The following is an 18,148-nucleotide window of genomic DNA, read 5'->3' on the forward strand; positions in this document are numbered from 1 at the left end:
TCACTCCCTCGACGGTGCTGATGCCGGTAACCGTGGGAGCACACCGCATCGGACGGGTCCCGCCCGGAGCCGAACTCCCACGGGCGTACCTCATTGTCCGAAGCACAGAACACACCATACCCGCTGAAATATAGGCCAAACGCGCAAGTCGACGCCGCCGGGGGGAGCCCACTTCGCGGAGCCGGCGCGGCGGACCGTGCACCGGATCAGGCCGATGCGAAGGGGCTGTGGTCCAGATGGGCGAGCAGGTCCGCCGCGTCCTCGTACACCGCCTTCGCACCGGCGTCCAGGAGGTCATGCTGCGGGATGCCACCCGAGAGCAGGGCCACGGCGCCGACACCCGCGCGGACTGCCGTGCGCATGTCCCACACGGTGTCGCCGACGAACACCGCTTCTCCGGCATCCGCCCCCGCCAGCTCCAGCGCGTGGTGGACCGGCTCCGGGGCCGGCTTGCCCTCGGACACGTCGTCGGAGCTCGCCGTGTCCAGAATGGCGCTGTCGGCATCGATGGCCGCCCTCAGCGCTTCCAGCTCGGAGCCGCTCGCGGAGGTGACGAGCACGATGCGCCAGCCGCGCCCGGCGAGCGTCCGCAGCAGGTCGCCGGCGCCCTCCAAGGCGGGGAGCCGGTCGAAGTAGGTGCCGTAGAGGGTCTTGTGGGCGGCGCTGATGGCCGCGTCCTGGTCGCGGTCGCGGTCCTCTCCGAGCAGCCGCTCGATCAGGTCGCCGGAGCCGAGGCCCACCGCCCGGTGGATCGCGCGCATCGGCACCGCGTGGCCCGCCTGCCGGAACGCCTCCCACCATGTGACGACGTGCAGGTGGTTGGTGTCGGCGAGAGTGCCGTCCACGTCGAAGAGTGCAGCCCTTGCCATGTCCTACCGCTTTCCTCACTGTGCCCCGGCGTCCGTCCGCCGGCGGCTCCCCATGCGACGCCTGTGCCCGCCACGTCCCGTCACGGGATACCCGCCCGGCGTCGCGGCCCTGCCGTCAGATGCCCGAACGCCCGTCGTCCTCCTCGTCGACGACGTGCACGGCGGCTTCCTCGGCCGACGCGGCCCCGCCGTCGATGCCGACGTCCTCGGCGAACACATCCGTGTGCCGGTCCGCCCCGTCGGCGGCCGTCAGCCTTCCCGCGCGCACGTCGCCGCTGATCTCCTCGAGCGGCTCCCCCTCGCCCTGCGCGAGGTCACCGATGCCGTCGCCCTCGGGCGGATCCGGCTCACCGACCTCCTGGGCGAGCCGCTGGTCGAGCGATTCCCCCGCCCGCTCCTCCGCGCCGGTCGTGCCGTACTTGTCCACGCCCAGCGGCCGTTCGGGAGGCGAGTAGCCCTCCTCCATCTGGTCGTCCAGATCTCGTTCACCGAGTGCGTTCTCCATGTCGAGCTCGTCACTCGGCGGGTTCTGCACACCGTCGTTGGGAGGCTGGTAGACGTCGTCGCCGCGTGCCCCTTCGGACATGGCTCGCTCCTTTCCTGTTCCTGCCGTGCGCCGGAGGCACGACCTGTCAACGGCCGAGGGCCCGGCGGAGCTCGTCCTTGTTCATGGAGGAGCGGCCGTCGATGTTCTTCTTCTTCGCCTCGGCGTAGAGCTGGTCCCTGGTGGGCCCCTCCGCGCCGCGGTGGGAACGTTCGCCGCCGCGCTGCGGGGCGGACTTCCGGTCCTGGGTGGAGGTCTTGCTCGCGGTCTTCGACTCGCCGGACCTGGCGCGTTCCTTGTTCACGGTCCTCGCGGCGATCTCCTTGGCCCGCCCCTCGGACGTGCCCCGCTCCTCCTGGCTCTCCTTGATGTGCTCGTACTGCCGCTCGCGCTTCGCACTCGATCCCGCAGGCATGTCGTACTCCTTCTCTGTGCGGTCCGCGGCCGGGGTGTCCGGGGCCCGCGGATCCGGGACGCGGGGCCGGCACGACAGACGCGTTTCCGCTGTGCGGCCGGCTAAACGGAGCAGCCGGCGGCCGGCTCTCCGGGACGGCGCGGCGGCCTCCGTGCCGGGGGCCGCCGCGTACGTGCCACCGGGAGCATCGGGGCAGCGTCGGGGGCTGTGGTCTCAACCCTCCAACGCCTGGGCTCCCGCGTACGCCGGGAACCTGTCGTCAGGAGTACCCGTGAAAACGTGACCGAACCGGGTCACATGCTCGTGAGGATCTGCGGGGACAGGTTCTTCAGCATGGTGTTGGACCAGCGCATCTGACGCAGCGTCCGCGGGTGGCAGGAGGAGACCAGCTCCAGCAGGCCGGAGTCCCTCGAAGCCTGGGCGACCTGGGCCAGCATCTCCCAGTGGACGGAGTTCTCCGCCGCGTCGAGGTGGAGGTCCCGAAGATCACGCAGGAGGAGCAGCCCGGGCGCGGACCACCGGCCGGCCGTCCCGGTCACCGTCTCGCGCGGTGCCGGCACCGGCCCCCGGCCCGGTTCCGCCGGGCCGTCCAGGTCGAGTCCGTAGGCGCCCGCGATGTCGGCCAGCCGCTGGACGTGCTCCCGCGACCATGCGGCGAGATCGGCGGAGACGTGGTGCACCTCGTGCTCGGTGCGGTGGCGCTCCCCGACGGCCGTGAGCCGCCGGGCGAGGTGTTCCTCGCCGTGGTGCAACGCGCGCACGACGAGCGCGGTGCCGTTCACCGCGTGCCCCCATGGGCTGCTCGCCAGGGCTCCGCCGCGCCCTGCAGGACCCGGACGCCGGGGCTGCCGCCCTCGGTCGCGCGGACCCGGGCCGTGCCCGCCGGTGCGGACGCGGTGGTGGTGGGTGCGGGGGACGGCGTGCCGTCGCTCTTCGCGATCAGCGTGAGAGCCGCCGCCGCGGTCTTGAACAGCGGCTGTTTGGACACCGGGTCCCAGTCCGTGATCGTCGTCTCGTTGGCCGCCCGCGGTGGTGTCCTCCCGTCGGGCGCCGATCCGCCCGGGGTGTCCCAGTAGCCGTAGTGGAACGGCACGAACAGCACACCGGGCCGAAGGTCCGTGACGCGCACCCGCCCGCGTACCGCGCCGCGCGGGCTGCGGACCTCCACGAGGTCGCCCTCGGCCAGGTCCCGCTCGCGCGCGTCGGCGACGGAGACCTCCACCCACACGTCCGGAGCGGCGGCGTTCAGCTGCGGCACGCGACCCGTCTTCGTACGCGTATGGAAGTGGTAGAGGGTGCGTCCGGTCGTCAGCTGGTACGGGTACTCGCCGCTCGGCGCCTCGTGCGGCGGCAGGTACTCGGCGGCCTTGAGCACGGCCTTGCCCTCCGGGTTCAGCGACCGGTACTCGACCGCCTCCACGGGCGCGCCCGTCACCAGGTCCTTCCCGTAGGACTCGCAGACGTCCGGATGGGCCCAGCTGATGCCGTCGGCGTACAGCCGGTCCGTCCCCTCGGGAGACCCCTCGCCGCAGGGCCACTGGACACCGCTGCCCCCGCGCAGCCTGCCGTAACCGAGACCGGTGTAGTCGCACGGCCGCCCGGCGCTGCAGCGCTTCCACGCCTCGAACGCGGTTTCCGGGTCGTGCCAGCCGATGAGCGGGGCCCCGTCCTTGTCGCGGAAGTCCATACGGCGCGCGTAGTCGAGGAAGATGTCCAGGTCGGGGCGGGCTTCGCCGGGCGGCTCGACGGCCTTGTCCGACAGGTGCACCGTCCGGTCCGCGTTGGTGAAGGTGCCGGTCTTCTCCCCCCAGGTCGCCGCGGGCAGCACCACGTCGGCCAGTTGCGCCGTCTCGGTGAGGAAGATGTCCTGCACCACCGTGAACAGGCGGTCCTGACCGAGGACACTGCGGATGCGGGACAGCTCGGGAAGCGAGACGGCGGGGTTGGTGCCGCTGATCCAGAGCATCCTGACCGAGCCCTGCTCGGCGTACCGGAAGATCTGCATCGCGTGCGTGGGAGGTGCGAAGTGCGGGATCGTCGAGGGCTCCACGTTCCACACCTTCGCGAGGTCCGCGACGTGCTCGTCGTTCTGCCAGTTGCGAAAGCCCGGCAGGTCGCCGTTGGCCCCGCACTCGCGGGTGTTCTGCGCGGTGGGCTGGCCGTTCATCTGCAGGACACCGGCGCCGGGGCGGCCCAGCATGCCGCGGAGAAGGTGCAGGTTGTTGATCTGCACCGCGGCCGCCGTGGCCTGGTGCGACTGGTAGACGCCCTGCAGCACGGTGGACAGCAGCCGCTCCGCCGTACCCAGCATCTCGGCCGCCTCCTGGATCGCCGCGGCGGGTACGTCGCAGATCCGCTCCGCCCACCGGGGAGTGCACCGCTCCACGTTCCCGGCGAGCTCGTCGAAGCCGACGGTGTGGGCGGCGACGTAGGCGTGATCGACCCTGCCTGAGCGGATGACCTCGTGGAGCAGCGCGTTCAGGAGGGCCACGTTGGTCCCCAGGCGCGGGGCGAGGTGCACCGTCGCCCGGCGGGCCACCTTTGTGGGCCGGGGGTCCACGCACAGCAGGCGCGGAGGGTCGGCACCCTCCAGCCGGTCCAGGATCCGCATCCACTGGACCGGCTGTGTCTCGGCGAGGTTGTGGCCGAACAGGGCGATCACGTCGGCGTGGTCGATGTCGTCGTAACTGCCCGGCTGGCCGTCGCAGCCGAAGGACTCCTTGAGGGCCTCGGCGGCCGTCGCGGTGCACAGCCGGGTGTTGCCGTCGAGGTGGTTGGTGCCGATGCCGGCCCGGGCCAGGACCGCGAGCGTGTAGTACTCCTCGAGGAACAGCTGACCGCTGGTGTAGAAACCGATCGAGCCGGGGCCCTGCTCGTCGAGCAGCTCCCGGGAGCGGGCGGTCACCAGGTCCATCGCCGTGTCCCAGTCCGTCTCCACCAGCTTCCCGCCGCGCCGGACCAGCGGCCTCGTCAGCCGGTCGGCCGACGCGTTCGCCTGCCAGCCGAACAGGTCCTTGGGGCCCAGCCTGCCCCGGTTGACCCGGTCCACGGCCCGCCCGCGAACACCCACCATGCGGCCGTCCTTGACGGCGACGTCCATCGCGTCACCGTCCGAGTGCAGGATCGAGGCGGTCTGCACCCAGCGCTCCACCTGCTCCGGTTCCACGCCGTCGGCCAGGCACATGTCGACCCGGGCGGGCCAGGGATCGTCACGGCCGTGAGGTGTCCTTCCGCCCCAGGGCTCCGAGATCCGGTCGACCGACACGTCCATGCCCACCTCCGCAGCCCCACCGTGCCCGGTCGCACGACCGCCCACGAGTACCCCCGATCGGCACGGGCTAACGGGGGTACGGTCCGCCGGGTACAGCGGTGAGGCGCGGGCCGCGTGCCCCGCCGCGCCTGGCACCGGGACGGCCGACACGACCCCGAGATCATGCTGCCGCGAGCGTCCCGGCAGGTACGTTCGCAGACGCGTCCCCGGTCAGCGGATGTCCGGCGCACGCCATGCACGCCGAGGAGCGGATGTTGATGTCGGTCGAGGAGAACGCCGTGCCGGTACGGGGCGCCCCGTGCTGGATGCACCTGATGGTGAGCGACCTGCGGGGCGCGGAGGCCTTCTACGCCTCCGTCCTGGGATGGGACTTCGGGCGCAGCACACTGGGCGAGGGCTATTCGACGGCCCTCGTCGACGGCCGGCCGGTCGCCGGGATCGGCGTCCGCACACCTGGCTGGGACCAGGCCGCGGTCTGGACCCCGTACTTCGCCGTCGACGATGCGGACCTGACCGCCGCCAGGGTGCGCGAGCGGATGGCCACGGTCGCGGTCGGCCCTCTGCGCAAGGGCCGCGGACGCGCGGCGCTCGCCTCCGACCGGGACGGCGCCGTGTTCGGCTTCTGGGAGGGCCCCACACCGGCATGGGCGGTGGGGGAGGGGAGCGCCCCGCCCCGGCTGGAACTGCTGACCCGCGACGTGTTCGAGGCGGCCATCTTCTACGGCGAGGTCTTCTCCTGGCCCGGCGCCGCCGGCGGCATCGAAGTCGTCTACGAGGACGAGCGCGTCGTCGTCCGGGTGTCCGGCCGTCCCGTGGCGCTCCTGTACGGCGGCGCCGTCGAGCGGGATCCCGACCCGAGGATCCGGCCCAGGTGGGTGGTCCACTTCGACGTCGACGACACCGAGCGGGCCGCGGCCTGCGCGGTCGACGCGGGCGGGACGGCCACTCCCGCCGTCCCCGGGCCCGGTGCCCCGGGTCCCGGATACGTCATCCGGGACCCGGAGGGCGGACTCTTCACCGTGTCGCCCCGCGTGGGCCGCTGAGCGTGCGCGCGGGGCAGGGGTGTTCCGGCGGTGTGCGGGCAGGAGGCGGTGCAGGAAGACGACGAGGACAATTGAGGGGACCGTCGCGCGTGGGGGCCACTGCCCGGCCGGGCAGTGGGTGTCCCCCTCGAGTGGGCGGCCCGGGATAGGCGGTGCTCCGTTGCGTTACGTCGGTGTCGAGGAGGAACTTCTGCTGGTGCACACGGACACCTTCGAGCCGTGTGCGATGGCGGCCGCGGTCCTGGCCATGGCCGACCGGGCAGGGGCGGAGGACGACATCTTCCAGAAGGAGCTGCAGAGGCAGCAACTGGAGTTCGCCACCCGCCCGCAGTCCGACATGAGTGCGCTGGAGGCGGAGATCCGCCGCAGACGGCGGGAGTCCGCGGAGCACGCGGGGAAGCTGGGCGCGTCCGTGGTCGCCCTGGCGACCTCCCCGCTGCCCGTCGGCCCGGCCATCAGCGCGGACGAGCGGTACCGCTGGATGCAGCAGGAGTTCGGGCTCACCGCGCTGGAACAGCTGACGTGCGGGTGCCACGTGCACGTGTCCGTGGAGTCCGACGAGGAGGGGGTGGCCGTCGTCGACCGGATCAGGCCGTGGCTCGCCCCGCTGCTCGCCATGAGTGCCAACTCCCCGTTCTGGCAGGGTCTCGACACGGGCTACCGGAGCTATCGGAGCCGCGTCTGGGGGCGTTGGCCCTCGGCGGGCCCCACGGAGGCGTTCGGGTCGGCCGAGCGGTACCACGACCACGTAGCGGACATGATCGCCACCGGTGTCGTACGCGACCCGGGCATGGTCTATTTCGACGCCCGGCTCTCCCACAACCACCCGACGGTCGAGGTGAGAGTCGCCGACGTGTGTCTGGACGCGTCGACCACCGTGCTGCTGGCCGTACTGGTCCGCGCACTGGTCGAGACGGCGGCGCGGGAGTGGCGGGAGGGCGTACCACCCCGGCCGGTCGGCACGGGGCTGCTGCGCCTGGCGTCGTGGCGAGCGGGGCGCTCGGGCCTGGACGAGGCACTGATGCACCCGGACACCATGACGCCCGTCCCCGCTCAGGACGCCTTGGAGGAGCTGCTCGCCCACGTGAGAGGGGCACTCGAGGACGTGGGCGATCTTCAGCTCGCCCAGGAGGGCATGAGCCGCCTCCTGCGCACGGGCAACGGCGCACGCCGGCAGCGGGAGCTGTTGCAGCGCACCGGGGACCTGAAAGCGGTGATAGCGGACTGCGTCCGCCGCACCCAGGAGTGAGCGGGCGGCTCCCCGTGCGGCCCGCGGGGATCGCCACCGCGCCGACGCGGCGGCCGGCCTGCCTGGTTTGCCGCCCGGCCGGGGCCCTGGTTCGCTGGTAGCGGGGGAGCGTACGCGGGGATGCCCGTGCCCGGTCCGCGGGGGCGGGCGGAGGAAGGGACAGCGACATGTGCCGATGGCTTGCGTACGCGGGTTCGCCCGTCCTGCTGGACGACGTCCTGTACAAGCCGGCGCACTCGGTGATCGACCAGAGCCTGCACTCGAAGCTGGGTGTCGAGACGACGAACGGTGACGGGTTCGGTATCGGCTGGTACGAACCGAGGTCGGGGGACACCGCCCCGGCGGTGGTGCGCGACATCGGCCCCGCCTGGAACAACCGCAACCTCCGGGAGATCGCCAGGCACGTCCGGTCACCGCTGTTCTTCGCGCACGTGCGGGCGTCCACGGGGAGCGCCGTGCAGCAGTCCAACTGCCATCCGTTCCGCCGCGGCCGGTGGATGTGGATGCACAACGGCGCGGTGAAGGACTTCGACCGGATCCGCCGCGAGATGTGCCTGGCGGTCGACCCGGCGCTGTTCTCGTCCATCGAGGGATCGACCGACTCGGAAGTGCTGTTCTACCTGGCCGTGACGTTCGGTCTCGATCAGGACGTGCCGGGCGCGGTGGCGCGCATGGCCGGTTTCGTCGAGCGGCTGGGCGAGGATCACGGCATCGAGCATCCGCTGCAGATGACGGTCGCCGTGGCCGACGGCCGGCGGCTGTGGGCCTTCCGCTACTCGAGCCAGGGCCAGTCGCGCTCGCTCTTCTACAGCACCCGCGCGGAGACCGTGCGCACCCTCCACCCGGACCTGGCCCTCATGCGCGAACTGTCCGACGACACCCGGCTCGTGGTGTCCGAGCCGCTCGGTGACCTGCCGGGCGTGTGGAACGAGCTGCCCGAAGCCACGTACACGGTCGTGCCCGCGGGGGACGGCGACTACATGCCGTTCGTCCCGGCACCGGCCTGACACCCCGCGGGCCCCGCGGCGGGCCGCCGCCCTGCGGTTACGCGTGGAAGCGCGCCGAATCCTTGGCGACGCACGCCCGGATCAACGCGGCCAGTCCCAGATGGACGCCGGCCAGGTCGATGTCCTCGTGCACGGCCCGGTAGCTCACCGTGGCCGCGTCGCCGGAGCCGTAGGGAGGACGGCCCGTCGCCAGGACCGCCGCCAGCCTCTCCGCCAGGCCGGCGAACAGCTTCAGGGCACTGCCCGGTGGGAACGGCCCGCCGTCCCGGACCGCACCGCTCAGTGTCGGCCCCGCCACGTACTCGGTGGCGAGCCAGTAGGGCGGGCCGTCGAGCGACGCCTCGATCAACTGGGCGGTGCAGGCGCTGCGGACGGCCTCCACGGTGGCGGCCTCGCGCCGGAAGCGAGCCGGCGCCTCCGGGTGCTCACCGATCTCGTCCCGGATCACCTTCACCGCCACCAGCCGCCCGCCGGGGGACCGGCCGAGGAACACCTGCCCCATCCCGCCGGCGCCGAGAGGGGCAAGGAGCAGGTACGCGCCTATGCGCGGGGGATCCATCGTCCACCGGCACGACTGCGCCACATCCACCCCCCTGCGCGGCCCGGCGTACGCCGGATCCCGGAGCCCGCGGAGCCTTCGGCCGCACTCCGGGCCTGAGGAGCCGCCCCCGGGGTAGGCGACCGGACGACGGGCCACCCTCGACCGCCGGCCACGCGGAACGCGCGCGCGGCGGACGCCGGGAGCCCTCACCGCTCCGCCGGGCCCGCTCCGGGTGCGAAGGGCGATGAGGGAACCGAGGATGCGAAGGGTGGCGAGCCGTACGGACCGGCGCCGTCGTACCGAGAAGCGACATCCCGAGGGAGACGAAGACCATGGCGCCCGAGCGATCCTCTTCCGGCAGCACGGCCTCGCGCGACCCCGGCCTCGCCCGGCCGGTGGCCGCACGAGCGGGGTGGGGTGAGGTGGACCTGCGCGCGGTGGACACCGTACGCGTGCTGGCCGCGGACGCCGTCCAGAAGACGGGCAACGGACACCCCGGCACGGCGATGAGCCTCGCACCGCTCGCCTACCTGCTGTTCCAGCAGGTCATGCGGCACGATCCGGCCGACGACCAGTGGCTGGGCAGGGACCGCTTCGTCCTCTCGTGCGGCCACACCAGCCTCACGCTGTACATCCAGCTCTACCTGGCGGGCTACGGCCTGGAGATGGAGGACCTGAAGGCGCTGCGGACCTGGGGGTCGGCGACCCCCGGGCACCCCGAGTACCGGCACACCCGGGGCGTCGAGATCACCACCGGCCCGCTCGGCCAGGGCATGGGTGCGGCCGTCGGCATGGCGATGGCCGCACGCAGGGAGCGCGGACTGCTCGACCCGGACGCCGCTCCCGGCGCCAGCCCCTTCGACCACCACGTGTACGTGGTCGCCTCGGACGGCGACATGATGGAGGGCGTCGCCTCCGAGGCCTCGTCACTCGCCGGCCACCAGCGACTGGGCAACCTCATCGCGTTCTACGACTCGAACCACATCTCCATCGAGGACGACACCGACATCTCCTTCAGCGAGGACGTCCCCGCCCGCTACGCCGCCTACGGCTGGCATGTACAGACGGTGGACTGGACGCGCACGGGAGACTACGTCGAGGACGTGGACGCGCTGCTGGCCGCGATCGAGGCGGCGAAGGAGGAGCGGGACCGCCCGTCGTTGATCATGCTGCGCACGATCATCGGGTGGCCCGCGCCGACCAAGAGGAACACCGGCAAGGCCCACGGGTCCGCGCTGGGCGACGACGAGGTCGCCGGCACCAAACGCCTGCTGGGCTTCGACCCCGAGGCGTTCTTCGCGATCGAGGACGAGGTCCTCGCCCACACCCGGGCGGTGGGGGAGCGGGCCCGTCAGGCGCGGAAGCGCTGGGACTCCGGCTACCAGGACTGGCGGACCGCGAACCCGGACCGGGCGGCGCTGCTGGACCGGCTGCGTGAACAGAGGCTGCCCGAGGGCTGGACCGAGGCGCTGCCCGTGTTCCCGGCCGATCCGAAGGGCATGGCCACCCGCAAGGCGTCGGGTGAGGTGCTCACCGCACTCGCGCCGGTCCTGCCGGAACTGTGGGGCGGCTCAGCTGACCTCGCCGGCAGCAACAACACCACCATGAAGGACGAGCCGTCCTTCGTCCCCGCCGACCGGCAGACCGAGGAGTTCAAGGGCGGCCCCTACGGACGGACCCTGCACTTCGGCATCCGGGAACACGCGATGGGCGCCGTACTCAACGGCGTCGCCCTGCAGAGCCTCACCCGCCCCTACGGCGGTACGTTCCTGACGTTCAGCGACTACATGCGGCCCGCGGTACGCCTCGCGGCCCTGATGAAGCTTCCCGCCACCTACGTGTGGACCCACGACTCGATCGGCCTGGGGGAGGACGGCCCGACACACCAGCCGGTCGAACACCTCGCGGCCCTGCGCGCGATCCCGGGGCTCGACGTCGTACGCCCGGCCGACGCGAACGAGACCTCGGTCTGCTGGCGGACGATCCTGGAGCACACCGACCGGCCCGCCGGCCTGGTCCTGACCCGGCAGAACCTGCCCGTGCTGGAGCGGGGGGACGGGTCCCTCGCCCCGGCCGAGGGCGCGGCACGGGGGGCCTACGTCCTCGCCGGGGAGCCCGGGGACGGCGCTCCCGACGTCATCCTGGTGGCGACGGGGTCCGAGGTGCACATCGCCCTCGACGCACGTGCCCTCCTCGCCGCCGAGGGCCTCTCCGTACGCGTCGTCTCGATGCCCTGCCGCGAGTGGTTCGCCGCCCAGCCCGCCGCCTACCAGGACGAGGTGCTGCCACCGGACGTGCGCGCCCGGGTCAGTGTCGAGGCGGCCGTCGGCCAGGGCTGGCGCGAGGTGGTCGGCGACGCCGGCCGGATCGTGAGCCTCGAGCACTACGGCGAGTCCGCCGACTACCAGCGGCTCTACGAGGAGTTCGGCTTCACCGCGGACGTCGTCGCCGCGGCCGCCCGCGACAGCATCGGCGACGCGGCCGCCGCCCCCGTGCCCGGCGGCCGGCGCCCCGCCTCGGGCTGAGGGGGTCTCAGCGCATCTGACGCCGCACCAGCTCATGGAGCCGCCCGCCCGTGTCCGCGAGCAGTTCGGCGGGCGGCCCCTGCTGGACGACACGGCCCTGCGACATGACGATCACACGGTCGGCGTCCAGCACCGTGGACAGCCGGTGGGCGATGACGACGCGGGTGGCCCGCAGGGACCGGGTGCTCTCGATCACGGTGCGCTGGGTCTCGTTGTCGAGCGCGCTGGTGGCCTCGTCGAAGAACAGGATCCGGGGGCGCCGGACCAGAGCCTGGGCGATCATCAGACGCTGGCGCTGTCCCCCTGAGACAGCACCGCTCCCGGAGATCATCGTGTGCATTCCCATCGGCATGCGCTTGATGTCCTCGGCGAGGCCGGCCATGGCGGCCGCCTCCCAGGCCTCTTCCTGGGTGAAGACCTCGGCGCCGCAGATGCAGTCCAGGATCGACCCGGACAGCGGCTGGGCGTGCTGCAGGACGACCCCGCACTGGCGGCGCACCGCCGCCCGGTCGAGCGCCGCCAGGTCCTGGCCGTCGTACAGGACGCTGCCCGAGGCCGGCTCGTCGAAGCCGATGAGCAGCCTCAGCAGCGTCGACTTGCCGCACCCGCTGGGGCCCACGATCGCCACGAACTCGCCGGGGTGCACCGTCAGCGACAGGTCGTCCAGCACCAGGGGACCGTCGTCGGTGTACCGGAAGGAGACGCCCCTCGCCTCGATCGCCCCGGACAGGGCGCCCGGCTGCGTACCGGAGTCCCGCACCTCGGGCGCCTCGTCCAGCACCGGCTTGATCTGCTCGAACATCGGCAGCACGGAGGCGGCGGACACGAACGCCCCCGTGAGCTGCGTGACCGCTGTCAGCAGCATGGTCACCGAGGTGTTGAAGGTCAGGAACTCACCGGCGGACAGCGAACCGCGCGCCGGACCCGCCAGCAGGACGAACATGACCAGGGAACACAGCGGAAGGTAGGCGGCGTTCAGGACCGTCGTGAGGTTCTTGATCCGGCCCGCCCGCTTCTGCAGATCGCGGCTGCGGGCGAACTGTTCCGCCCACGCCCCGTACGCGAAGCTCTCCGCCGCGGCGACCCGCAGCTTGGGCAGCCCGCGCAGCGTCTGGAACGCCTGGTTGTTCAGCTTGTTGCCGAGCTCGACCAGGCGGCGCTGCCAGCGCAGCTCCCACATACCCATGGTGAGGAACACCCCCGCGATGACCACCAGCATCGCGACGGCGGTGAGTGCGAGCGGCACACTGAACCAGAGCAGGAGGCCCAGGTTCACCGCCCCGAGCGTGCCTGCCTGCACCGCGACGGGCCCGATGCCGGACAGCACCCGGCGGATCGCGCTGACACCCATCGCCGCACTCGCCAGCTCTCCGGTGGAGCGCTCGGTGAAGAACTTCGCCGGCAGGCGCAGCAGCCGGTCCCACACCGCGGGCTGGAGCGTGCTCTCGATGCGGCCCTCCATCCGCAGGATGGTCAGGTTCTGCAGGAGCATGAAGGCCGCGGAGACGACACCGGTGACGATCACGGCGAGCGAGACCTGCACGATGAGGGAGTTCTGCGCGTTCGGTACGTACACGCCGAGCACCTGGCCCGTCGCGATCGGCACGAGGGAGCCGAGCGCGACCGTCACCAGGCCGGCCAGGACCAGGTTCCGCAGATCGCCCCGCGTGCCGCGCAGGCTGAAGCGCAGCAGCTGCCACTTGCCGAGCGGCCGCTCCGGGAGCGGCCGGTAGAACATGACGGCGCGCTCGTCCAGCTCCTGTGCGGTGGCACTGTCGACCCGGGCGCGACGGCCCGTCAGCGGGTTGACCACGTCGTACCCGCCACGGCGCCACAGCAGGGCGACCGGTGCCCCCGAGGCGGCCCGGTGGCCGACCAGGGGGCCGGAGTTCTCCCGCCACCAGCGCCCGGCGAGGCGGACCGGACGGGTACGGATCCGCGAGGCGACCGCGACCCGTTCGACCGGGTCGGTCCGCTCGCTCACCCCACCGCTCGCCGCGCGTTCCGCGAGCGTGATGCCCGACTCGCGCGCCACCAGCCGGCAGGCCGCGTAGACCGCGTCCTCCGTCGCCCCCGCCGTCCGGGACGGACTCCTGCCGGACCGGCCGATCGAGGACAACAGCGCCTGATCGGCCTCCTTGCGGACGGCTTCGCCCGCCTTCATGCCGGCCGCCGTGCGGTCCTCGTGCGCACGCTCCGACTGCTCGATCCAGCGGTCCAGCGTCGACAGCAGTCGGTACTGCTGGTTGACCATCCCCTGCCACATCGCGCCGTCGACGAGCAGGTCACCGGCGGCCTCGGAGCTGAACGCGGCCCCGTACTGCACGCTGCCGGGCGACACCGGAAGCCAGAGGACGTCGTCGTCACCGATCGTCTCGTCGAGCGCGGTCCGGCCCTCCAGCGGAGCCTCGAAAAGCACTCGCCGGCCACGTCCGACGCCCAGTGAGAAGGCGTGTTCCAGCGCATCCGTCGCCGCGTCCCCGGTCGCGTGGGCGCTGCCGTACCCGTACCCGTGGTCGTAGCCCTGGTCCGGTGTCGCGGGCGGGTACAGCTCCCGCAACGGGATGCGCCGCAGTGCGCACTCCCGCAGCGGCCGTCCGACCAGCGTGTGCTGCGGTCCCTCCACCGGTCCCAGGACCAGGGTCCCCGGCTCCAGACGGCCGAGGAAGTGCCAGTGCCCCTGGGCCGCGGCGTCGACCGCGAAGAGGTCCAGGGCACCGCCCACCACGAGCCACAGCACCTGGGGCCCTTCGAGCGAAAGGCTGCGCAACCCGGTGCAGTCGATCGGCGCGCCGAGGCCCCCCAGCGCCGCGACGACCGGGTCGTGCGCAGGGGCCACGGTGCCGTCGAGGTGGTGTACGGATGTCACCTAGTGCTCCCTGACCAGCTCGGCGTACGGGCCGCCCGCGGCCACCAGGTCCTCGTGCCGGCCGCGCTCCACGACGGATCCATGGTCCAGCACCACGATCTCGTCGCTGTCGCGGACCGTGCTCAGCCGGTGGGCGATCACGACGCAGGCGCAGCCGCGCCGCCGCAGGTTGTCGATGATGATCTGTTCGGTCTCCGCGTCCAGCGCACTGGTGACCTCGTCCAGCACCAGGATGCTGGGGCGGCGCACCAGCGCCCGTGCTATCTCGAGGCGCTGACGCTGCCCGCCGGAGAAGTTGCGGCCGTCCTGCTCCACCCTGCTGTGGATACCGCTCGGGCGGCGGGCGACGACGTCGTACAGAGCGGCGTCCTCGAGAGCGGCGACGACGGCGTCGTCGGGGACCGAGGGGTCCCACAGGGCCACGTTGTCACGGACCGTCCCCTCGAACAGGAACACGTCCTGGTCCACGAAGGACACGGAAGCGGCCAGTGCGCCCCGGGGTATGTCCTGCAGGCGCTGCCCGTCGATGCGGATCGTGCCCTCCCACGGGCTGTAGAGCCCCGAGATCAGCCGGGAGACCGTCGACTTGCCACTGCCCGACCCACCGACCAGCGCCACCTGCTGTCCCGGCCCGACGGACAGCGAGAAGCCGGTGAGCAGCGGTTTGTCGAGCGGGCTGTAGCCGAAGGTGATGTCTTGCAGGGTCACATGGCCCTTGAGGCGGCGGGTGCTCGCGGCGGGCTCCCGGCGTGAGTACAGGGCGTCGACCGGGAAGTTCTCGACGTCCTTCAGACGGGCCACGTCGGCCGCGAAGTCCTGGATCCGGCCCGCCACGCCGTTGAGCCGGGTGACCGGTGCGGTGAAACGGGTCACCAGCGCCTGGAAGGCGACGAGCAGACCGATCGAGATGTGCCCCTCGACGGCGCGCAGGCCGCCGATCCACAGGATCAGCGCACTGTTCAGCGTCGCGAGTGCCGGGGCGACGACGCCCAGCCACGCGCTCGGCACCCCGAGACGCTGCTGCTCCTCCAGCGTGGTCGCGTGCTGGCCGGCCCAGCGGCGGAAGTAGCCGTTCTCCCCGCCGGTCGCCTTCATCGTCTCGATCAGCTGCAGACCGGTGTACGACGTGTTGGTCAGCCGTGCGCTGTCGGCCCGCAGTTTCTGGGTGCCGGTGGCCCGCAGACGTACGACGATGCGCATCGCCACCACGTTGAGCAGGGCGATGCCCACGCCGATGACGGTCAGCTGCGGATCGTAGGTCCACAGCAGGAACGCGTAGAGCAGGACGACGATGCCGTCCACACCGGCCGCGGTGAGGTCCCGGGCGAGCGTCTCGGCGACCGCGTCGTTCGACTGCAGCCGCTGCACGAGGTCGGCGGGGCTGCGCTGGGCGAAGAAGGTGACCGGCAGCCGCAGCAGATGGCGGAAGAAGCGGGCGCTGGAAAGCGTGGAGGAGATGATGCGCCCGCGCAGCAGGTTGGCCTGCTGCAGCCAGGTCAGTACGAGCGTGAGCGCGACCATCACGCCCATCGCGGTGAACAGCACCCCCAGCAGGGAGGTCTGTTCGCCGATCAGGAACATGTCGATGTACGTACGGCTGAGGGCGGGCAGCGCCGCGCCGACCGCCACGAGCAGCAGGCTGGCGAGCAGTGCGGCCAGCATCGTTCCGGAGGTGCCGCGCAGCCGGGCGGGAAGCGCGCTCATGACACCGGGCTTCCGGCCGCCGCGCCGGAAGCCCTCACCGGGTTCCAGCACGAGCACGACCCCGGTGAAGCTGGTGTCGAAATCCTCGGCCGGTACGAAACGGCGGCCCTTGGCCGGGTCGTTGATGTACACGCCCCGCCGCCCGAGACGGCGCCCCGTGCCCTCGTACACGACGTAGTGGTTGAACTCCCAGAACAGGATGGCGGGGGCCCGGACCTCGGCGAGAGCGGCGGTCTCCATCTGCATGCCCTTGGCCTGGAGTCCGTAACTCCGGGCCGCCTTGAGCACGTTGCTGGCCCGCGAGCCGTCGCGTGAGACACCGCAGGCGATGCGCAGCTCTTCGAGCGGCACGTGCCGGCCGTAGTGGGCGAGGACCATGGCGAGCGAGGCCGCGCCGCACTCGAGCGCCTCCATCTGAAGCACGGTGGGAGTGCGCACGGTCTTCGGCCGGCCGGTCTTCGGCGCGGACCTGGGTCGCCGCCTGCCGGCGGGCGCGCTCGCGGGACGGTGTCTGCCGCGACCGGCGGGGGGCAGCTGCTGCGCTGCGGGGGAGGGGCGCGGGGCGGTCACGGGAGCAGCCAATCGATCGGGCGCTGGTCGGCCAGGTGGACGGATCCGTCGGCCGGGGTCATGGAGCCGAGTGCGTACGGCGGCCCCTGCGCCGAGGACCACCGGTAGCCGGACTTCGTGGCGGCCGAAGGCTCCAGCCGTACCAGGACGGCCATCGGCCTGCCGTGCCGTGAGAACTCCTCGCCGAGCTGGGCGTCGCCGAGGAAGCGGGTGATCTGCTGCTGTGTGCGGGCCGTCCTGCCGACCGCGGCCACCCGCCCGCGCAGCACTCCGTACTGCTGGGTGGGTACGGACTGGACGGTGACGTCCACCGGGGCGCCGACCCGGATCCCGGAGGCACTGCTGCCCGGTACGTAGAGCATGACGACCAGGGGGTCGTCCGGGCCGTCGACGCGTTCGACGCTCGCCACGTCCGCACCGGTGGTGACGACCGCGCCGATCGTGGCCGTCACCGTGGTGAGCCGGCCCCCGTCGATCGTGCGGACGACCCGCTCGCCCTGCTGTGTACGGACCTTGAGCAGGGGGGTGTCGGCCGGGAGGGTCTCGCCCTCCTCGGCGAGCACCTCGGTGATCTGGCCGGACACCGGGCTCTGCAGGACGTAGCTGCCCCGGGCATGGGTGAGGATGCCGGGGGCGCCGACCGTGGTGGAGAGGGAGCCGGTGACGGCCCAGAAGCAGGCGGCGGCCATGACGACCACGGTGACACCCAGGACGAGCAGGCCCTGCGGGCGGGCGAAGCGCACCGGCAGGTCGAGCTGCTCGGGCGACTGCAGCTTGGTCAGCGCCTGTTGGCGGAACTGCACGGCTCTTTCCTCACCTGTCAGCGGTCGGCACCGAGCCCCGGAACCGACGGGTTCCGGGGCTCGGTGGGTGCTGCCGTCTCAGAGACCGGCGATGAGGCCGGTGGCCAGGCCGGTGACCGCGCCGGTGTTCACGCCGGTGGTCGACTCGACCAGGCCGGTGACCGAACCGACGACGCCCGAGACCGGGGCGATGGAGTCGGCGGTGGCGGTGACGTTGCCGAGCACGGTGCCGATGAGGCCGCCGGACACGTTGTCCAGGTCGTTGTCGGAGATCTCGAGGGTCTCGACCTGGGGGGTGAGGTTCATGTTGAGTACTGCCCTTCGTATGGAAATTGCCTAGGTACGGGAACCCGTGACCGGACTTCCGTATGGGCCAGGATCAAAGCATGCCGATGCGTGCGACGGCTAATCGAAGGGCGAGGAATCGGCGGTTACCGACGCGCTCGAATCGTCACGCGTGCAGGTATGTCCATTCTCTGGATCCGATTTCTTCACGAGCTTCACCGAATGAATTCCGGTCATGCGCGGGCCGGCATCGGCGCAACTGGGGCAGATCCGGCTCAAACGACCCGGAAACCGGTCTGGACCTGGTGTTTCGTGGCAGGTGCCGTGACTGGTGTGCGCACGCCGTGTGCAGGTTCTCCTCCGCCCGCCCGCAGCTCCGTATTCGGGCGGGCGGTGCGGGGGAGCCGTGCGGCCGGACCATTCAGGACGGAAGAAAAGATGAGGCGCGCTCTC

14 protein-coding genes are annotated in these 18,148 nt (G+C 72.0%); 4 read left to right on the forward strand and 10 right to left on the reverse strand.

What is annotated here, in order from left to right:
* Positions 1 to 206: 206 nt before the first annotated feature.
* The 5 genes from QFZ58_RS31785 to QFZ58_RS31805 form a co-directional block, all read right to left on the reverse strand.
* A complete protein-coding gene (locus QFZ58_RS31785) occupies positions 207 to 869 on the reverse strand; it encodes an HAD family hydrolase (RefSeq protein WP_307128312.1) in 663 nt (220 codons plus the stop codon).
* A 115-nt stretch (positions 870 to 984) separates the two neighbouring features.
* A complete protein-coding gene (locus tag QFZ58_RS31790; protein WP_307128313.1) occupies positions 985 to 1,455 on the reverse strand; it encodes a DUF5709 domain-containing protein in 471 nt (156 codons plus the stop codon).
* 46 nt (positions 1,456 to 1,501) lie between these two features.
* Positions 1,502 to 1,828 (reverse strand): plasmid stabilization protein, encoded by a 327-nt coding sequence (locus tag QFZ58_RS31795; RefSeq protein ID WP_307128314.1) that lies wholly within the window; start codon positions 1,826 to 1,828, stop codon positions 1,502 to 1,504.
* Positions 1,829 to 2,121: 293 nt separating this feature from the next.
* Positions 2,122 to 2,610 carry a hypothetical protein gene (locus tag QFZ58_RS31800; RefSeq protein ID WP_307128315.1) on the reverse strand — a complete coding sequence of 163 codons (489 nt, stop codon included), beginning with the start codon at positions 2,608 to 2,610 and terminating at the stop codon, positions 2,122 to 2,124.
* Positions 2,607 to 5,099: a molybdopterin oxidoreductase family protein gene (locus QFZ58_RS31805; RefSeq protein WP_307128316.1), complete on the reverse strand. Its 2,493-nt coding sequence runs from the start codon at positions 5,097 to 5,099 to the stop codon at positions 2,607 to 2,609. Before QFZ58_RS31805 ends, QFZ58_RS31800 begins: the two co-directional genes overlap by 4 nt.
* Positions 5,100 to 5,356: 257 nt before the next feature.
* Here QFZ58_RS31805 and QFZ58_RS31810 point away from each other — a divergent pair, with 257 nt between their 5' ends.
* The 3 genes from QFZ58_RS31810 (at position 5,357) to QFZ58_RS31820 (ending at position 8,398) form a co-directional block, all read left to right on the forward strand.
* Positions 5,357 to 6,142: a VOC family protein gene (locus QFZ58_RS31810; protein ID WP_307128317.1), complete on the forward strand. Its 786-nt coding sequence runs from the start codon at positions 5,357 to 5,359 to the stop codon at positions 6,140 to 6,142.
* 160 nt (positions 6,143 to 6,302) lie between these two features.
* Positions 6,303 to 7,391, forward strand: coding sequence for a glutamate--cysteine ligase (locus QFZ58_RS31815; protein ID WP_307128318.1), 1,089 nt, complete (start codon positions 6,303 to 6,305; stop codon positions 7,389 to 7,391).
* A 167-nt stretch (positions 7,392 to 7,558) separates the two neighbouring features.
* Positions 7,559 to 8,398, forward strand: a complete 840-nt coding sequence (locus tag QFZ58_RS31820; RefSeq protein WP_307128319.1) for a class II glutamine amidotransferase — start codon at positions 7,559 to 7,561, stop codon at positions 8,396 to 8,398.
* 37 nt (positions 8,399 to 8,435) lie between these two features.
* Here QFZ58_RS31820 and QFZ58_RS31825 read toward each other — a convergent pair whose 3' ends face one another.
* Positions 8,436 to 8,957 (reverse strand): hypothetical protein, encoded by a 522-nt coding sequence (locus QFZ58_RS31825; RefSeq protein WP_307128320.1) that lies wholly within the window; start codon positions 8,955 to 8,957, stop codon positions 8,436 to 8,438.
* Between the two features lie 314 nt (positions 8,958 to 9,271).
* Between QFZ58_RS31825 and tkt the strand changes: the two genes are divergently transcribed.
* Complete coding sequence (tkt, locus tag QFZ58_RS31830; RefSeq protein ID WP_307128321.1) at positions 9,272 to 11,464, forward strand: transketolase; 2,193 nt, start codon at positions 9,272 to 9,274, stop codon at positions 11,462 to 11,464.
* 7 nt (positions 11,465 to 11,471) lie between these two features.
* Here the strand turns inward: tkt and QFZ58_RS31835 are convergent, their stop codons facing one another.
* From QFZ58_RS31835 to QFZ58_RS31850, 4 genes are all read right to left on the reverse strand, one after another.
* Complete coding sequence (locus QFZ58_RS31835; RefSeq protein ID WP_307128322.1) at positions 11,472 to 14,333, reverse strand: NHLP bacteriocin export ABC transporter permease/ATPase subunit; 2,862 nt, start codon at positions 14,331 to 14,333, stop codon at positions 11,472 to 11,474.
* Positions 14,334 to 16,607: an NHLP family bacteriocin export ABC transporter peptidase/permease/ATPase subunit gene (locus QFZ58_RS31840; protein ID WP_307128323.1), complete on the reverse strand. Its 2,274-nt coding sequence runs from the start codon at positions 16,605 to 16,607 to the stop codon at positions 14,334 to 14,336.
* Positions 16,604 to 17,410, reverse strand: a complete 807-nt coding sequence (locus QFZ58_RS31845) for an HlyD family efflux transporter periplasmic adaptor subunit (RefSeq protein ID WP_307128324.1) — start codon at positions 17,408 to 17,410, stop codon at positions 16,604 to 16,606. Before QFZ58_RS31845 ends, QFZ58_RS31840 begins: the two co-directional genes overlap by 4 nt.
* 78 nt (positions 17,411 to 17,488) lie before the next feature.
* Complete coding sequence (locus QFZ58_RS31850) at positions 17,489 to 17,716, reverse strand: type A2 lantipeptide (protein ID WP_307128325.1); 228 nt, start codon at positions 17,714 to 17,716, stop codon at positions 17,489 to 17,491.
* Positions 17,717 to 18,148 lie beyond the last annotated feature (432 nt).

Source organism: Streptomyces sp. B1I3 (genome assembly GCF_030816615.1).
GTDB lineage: Bacteria > Actinomycetota > Actinomycetes > Streptomycetales > Streptomycetaceae > Streptomyces.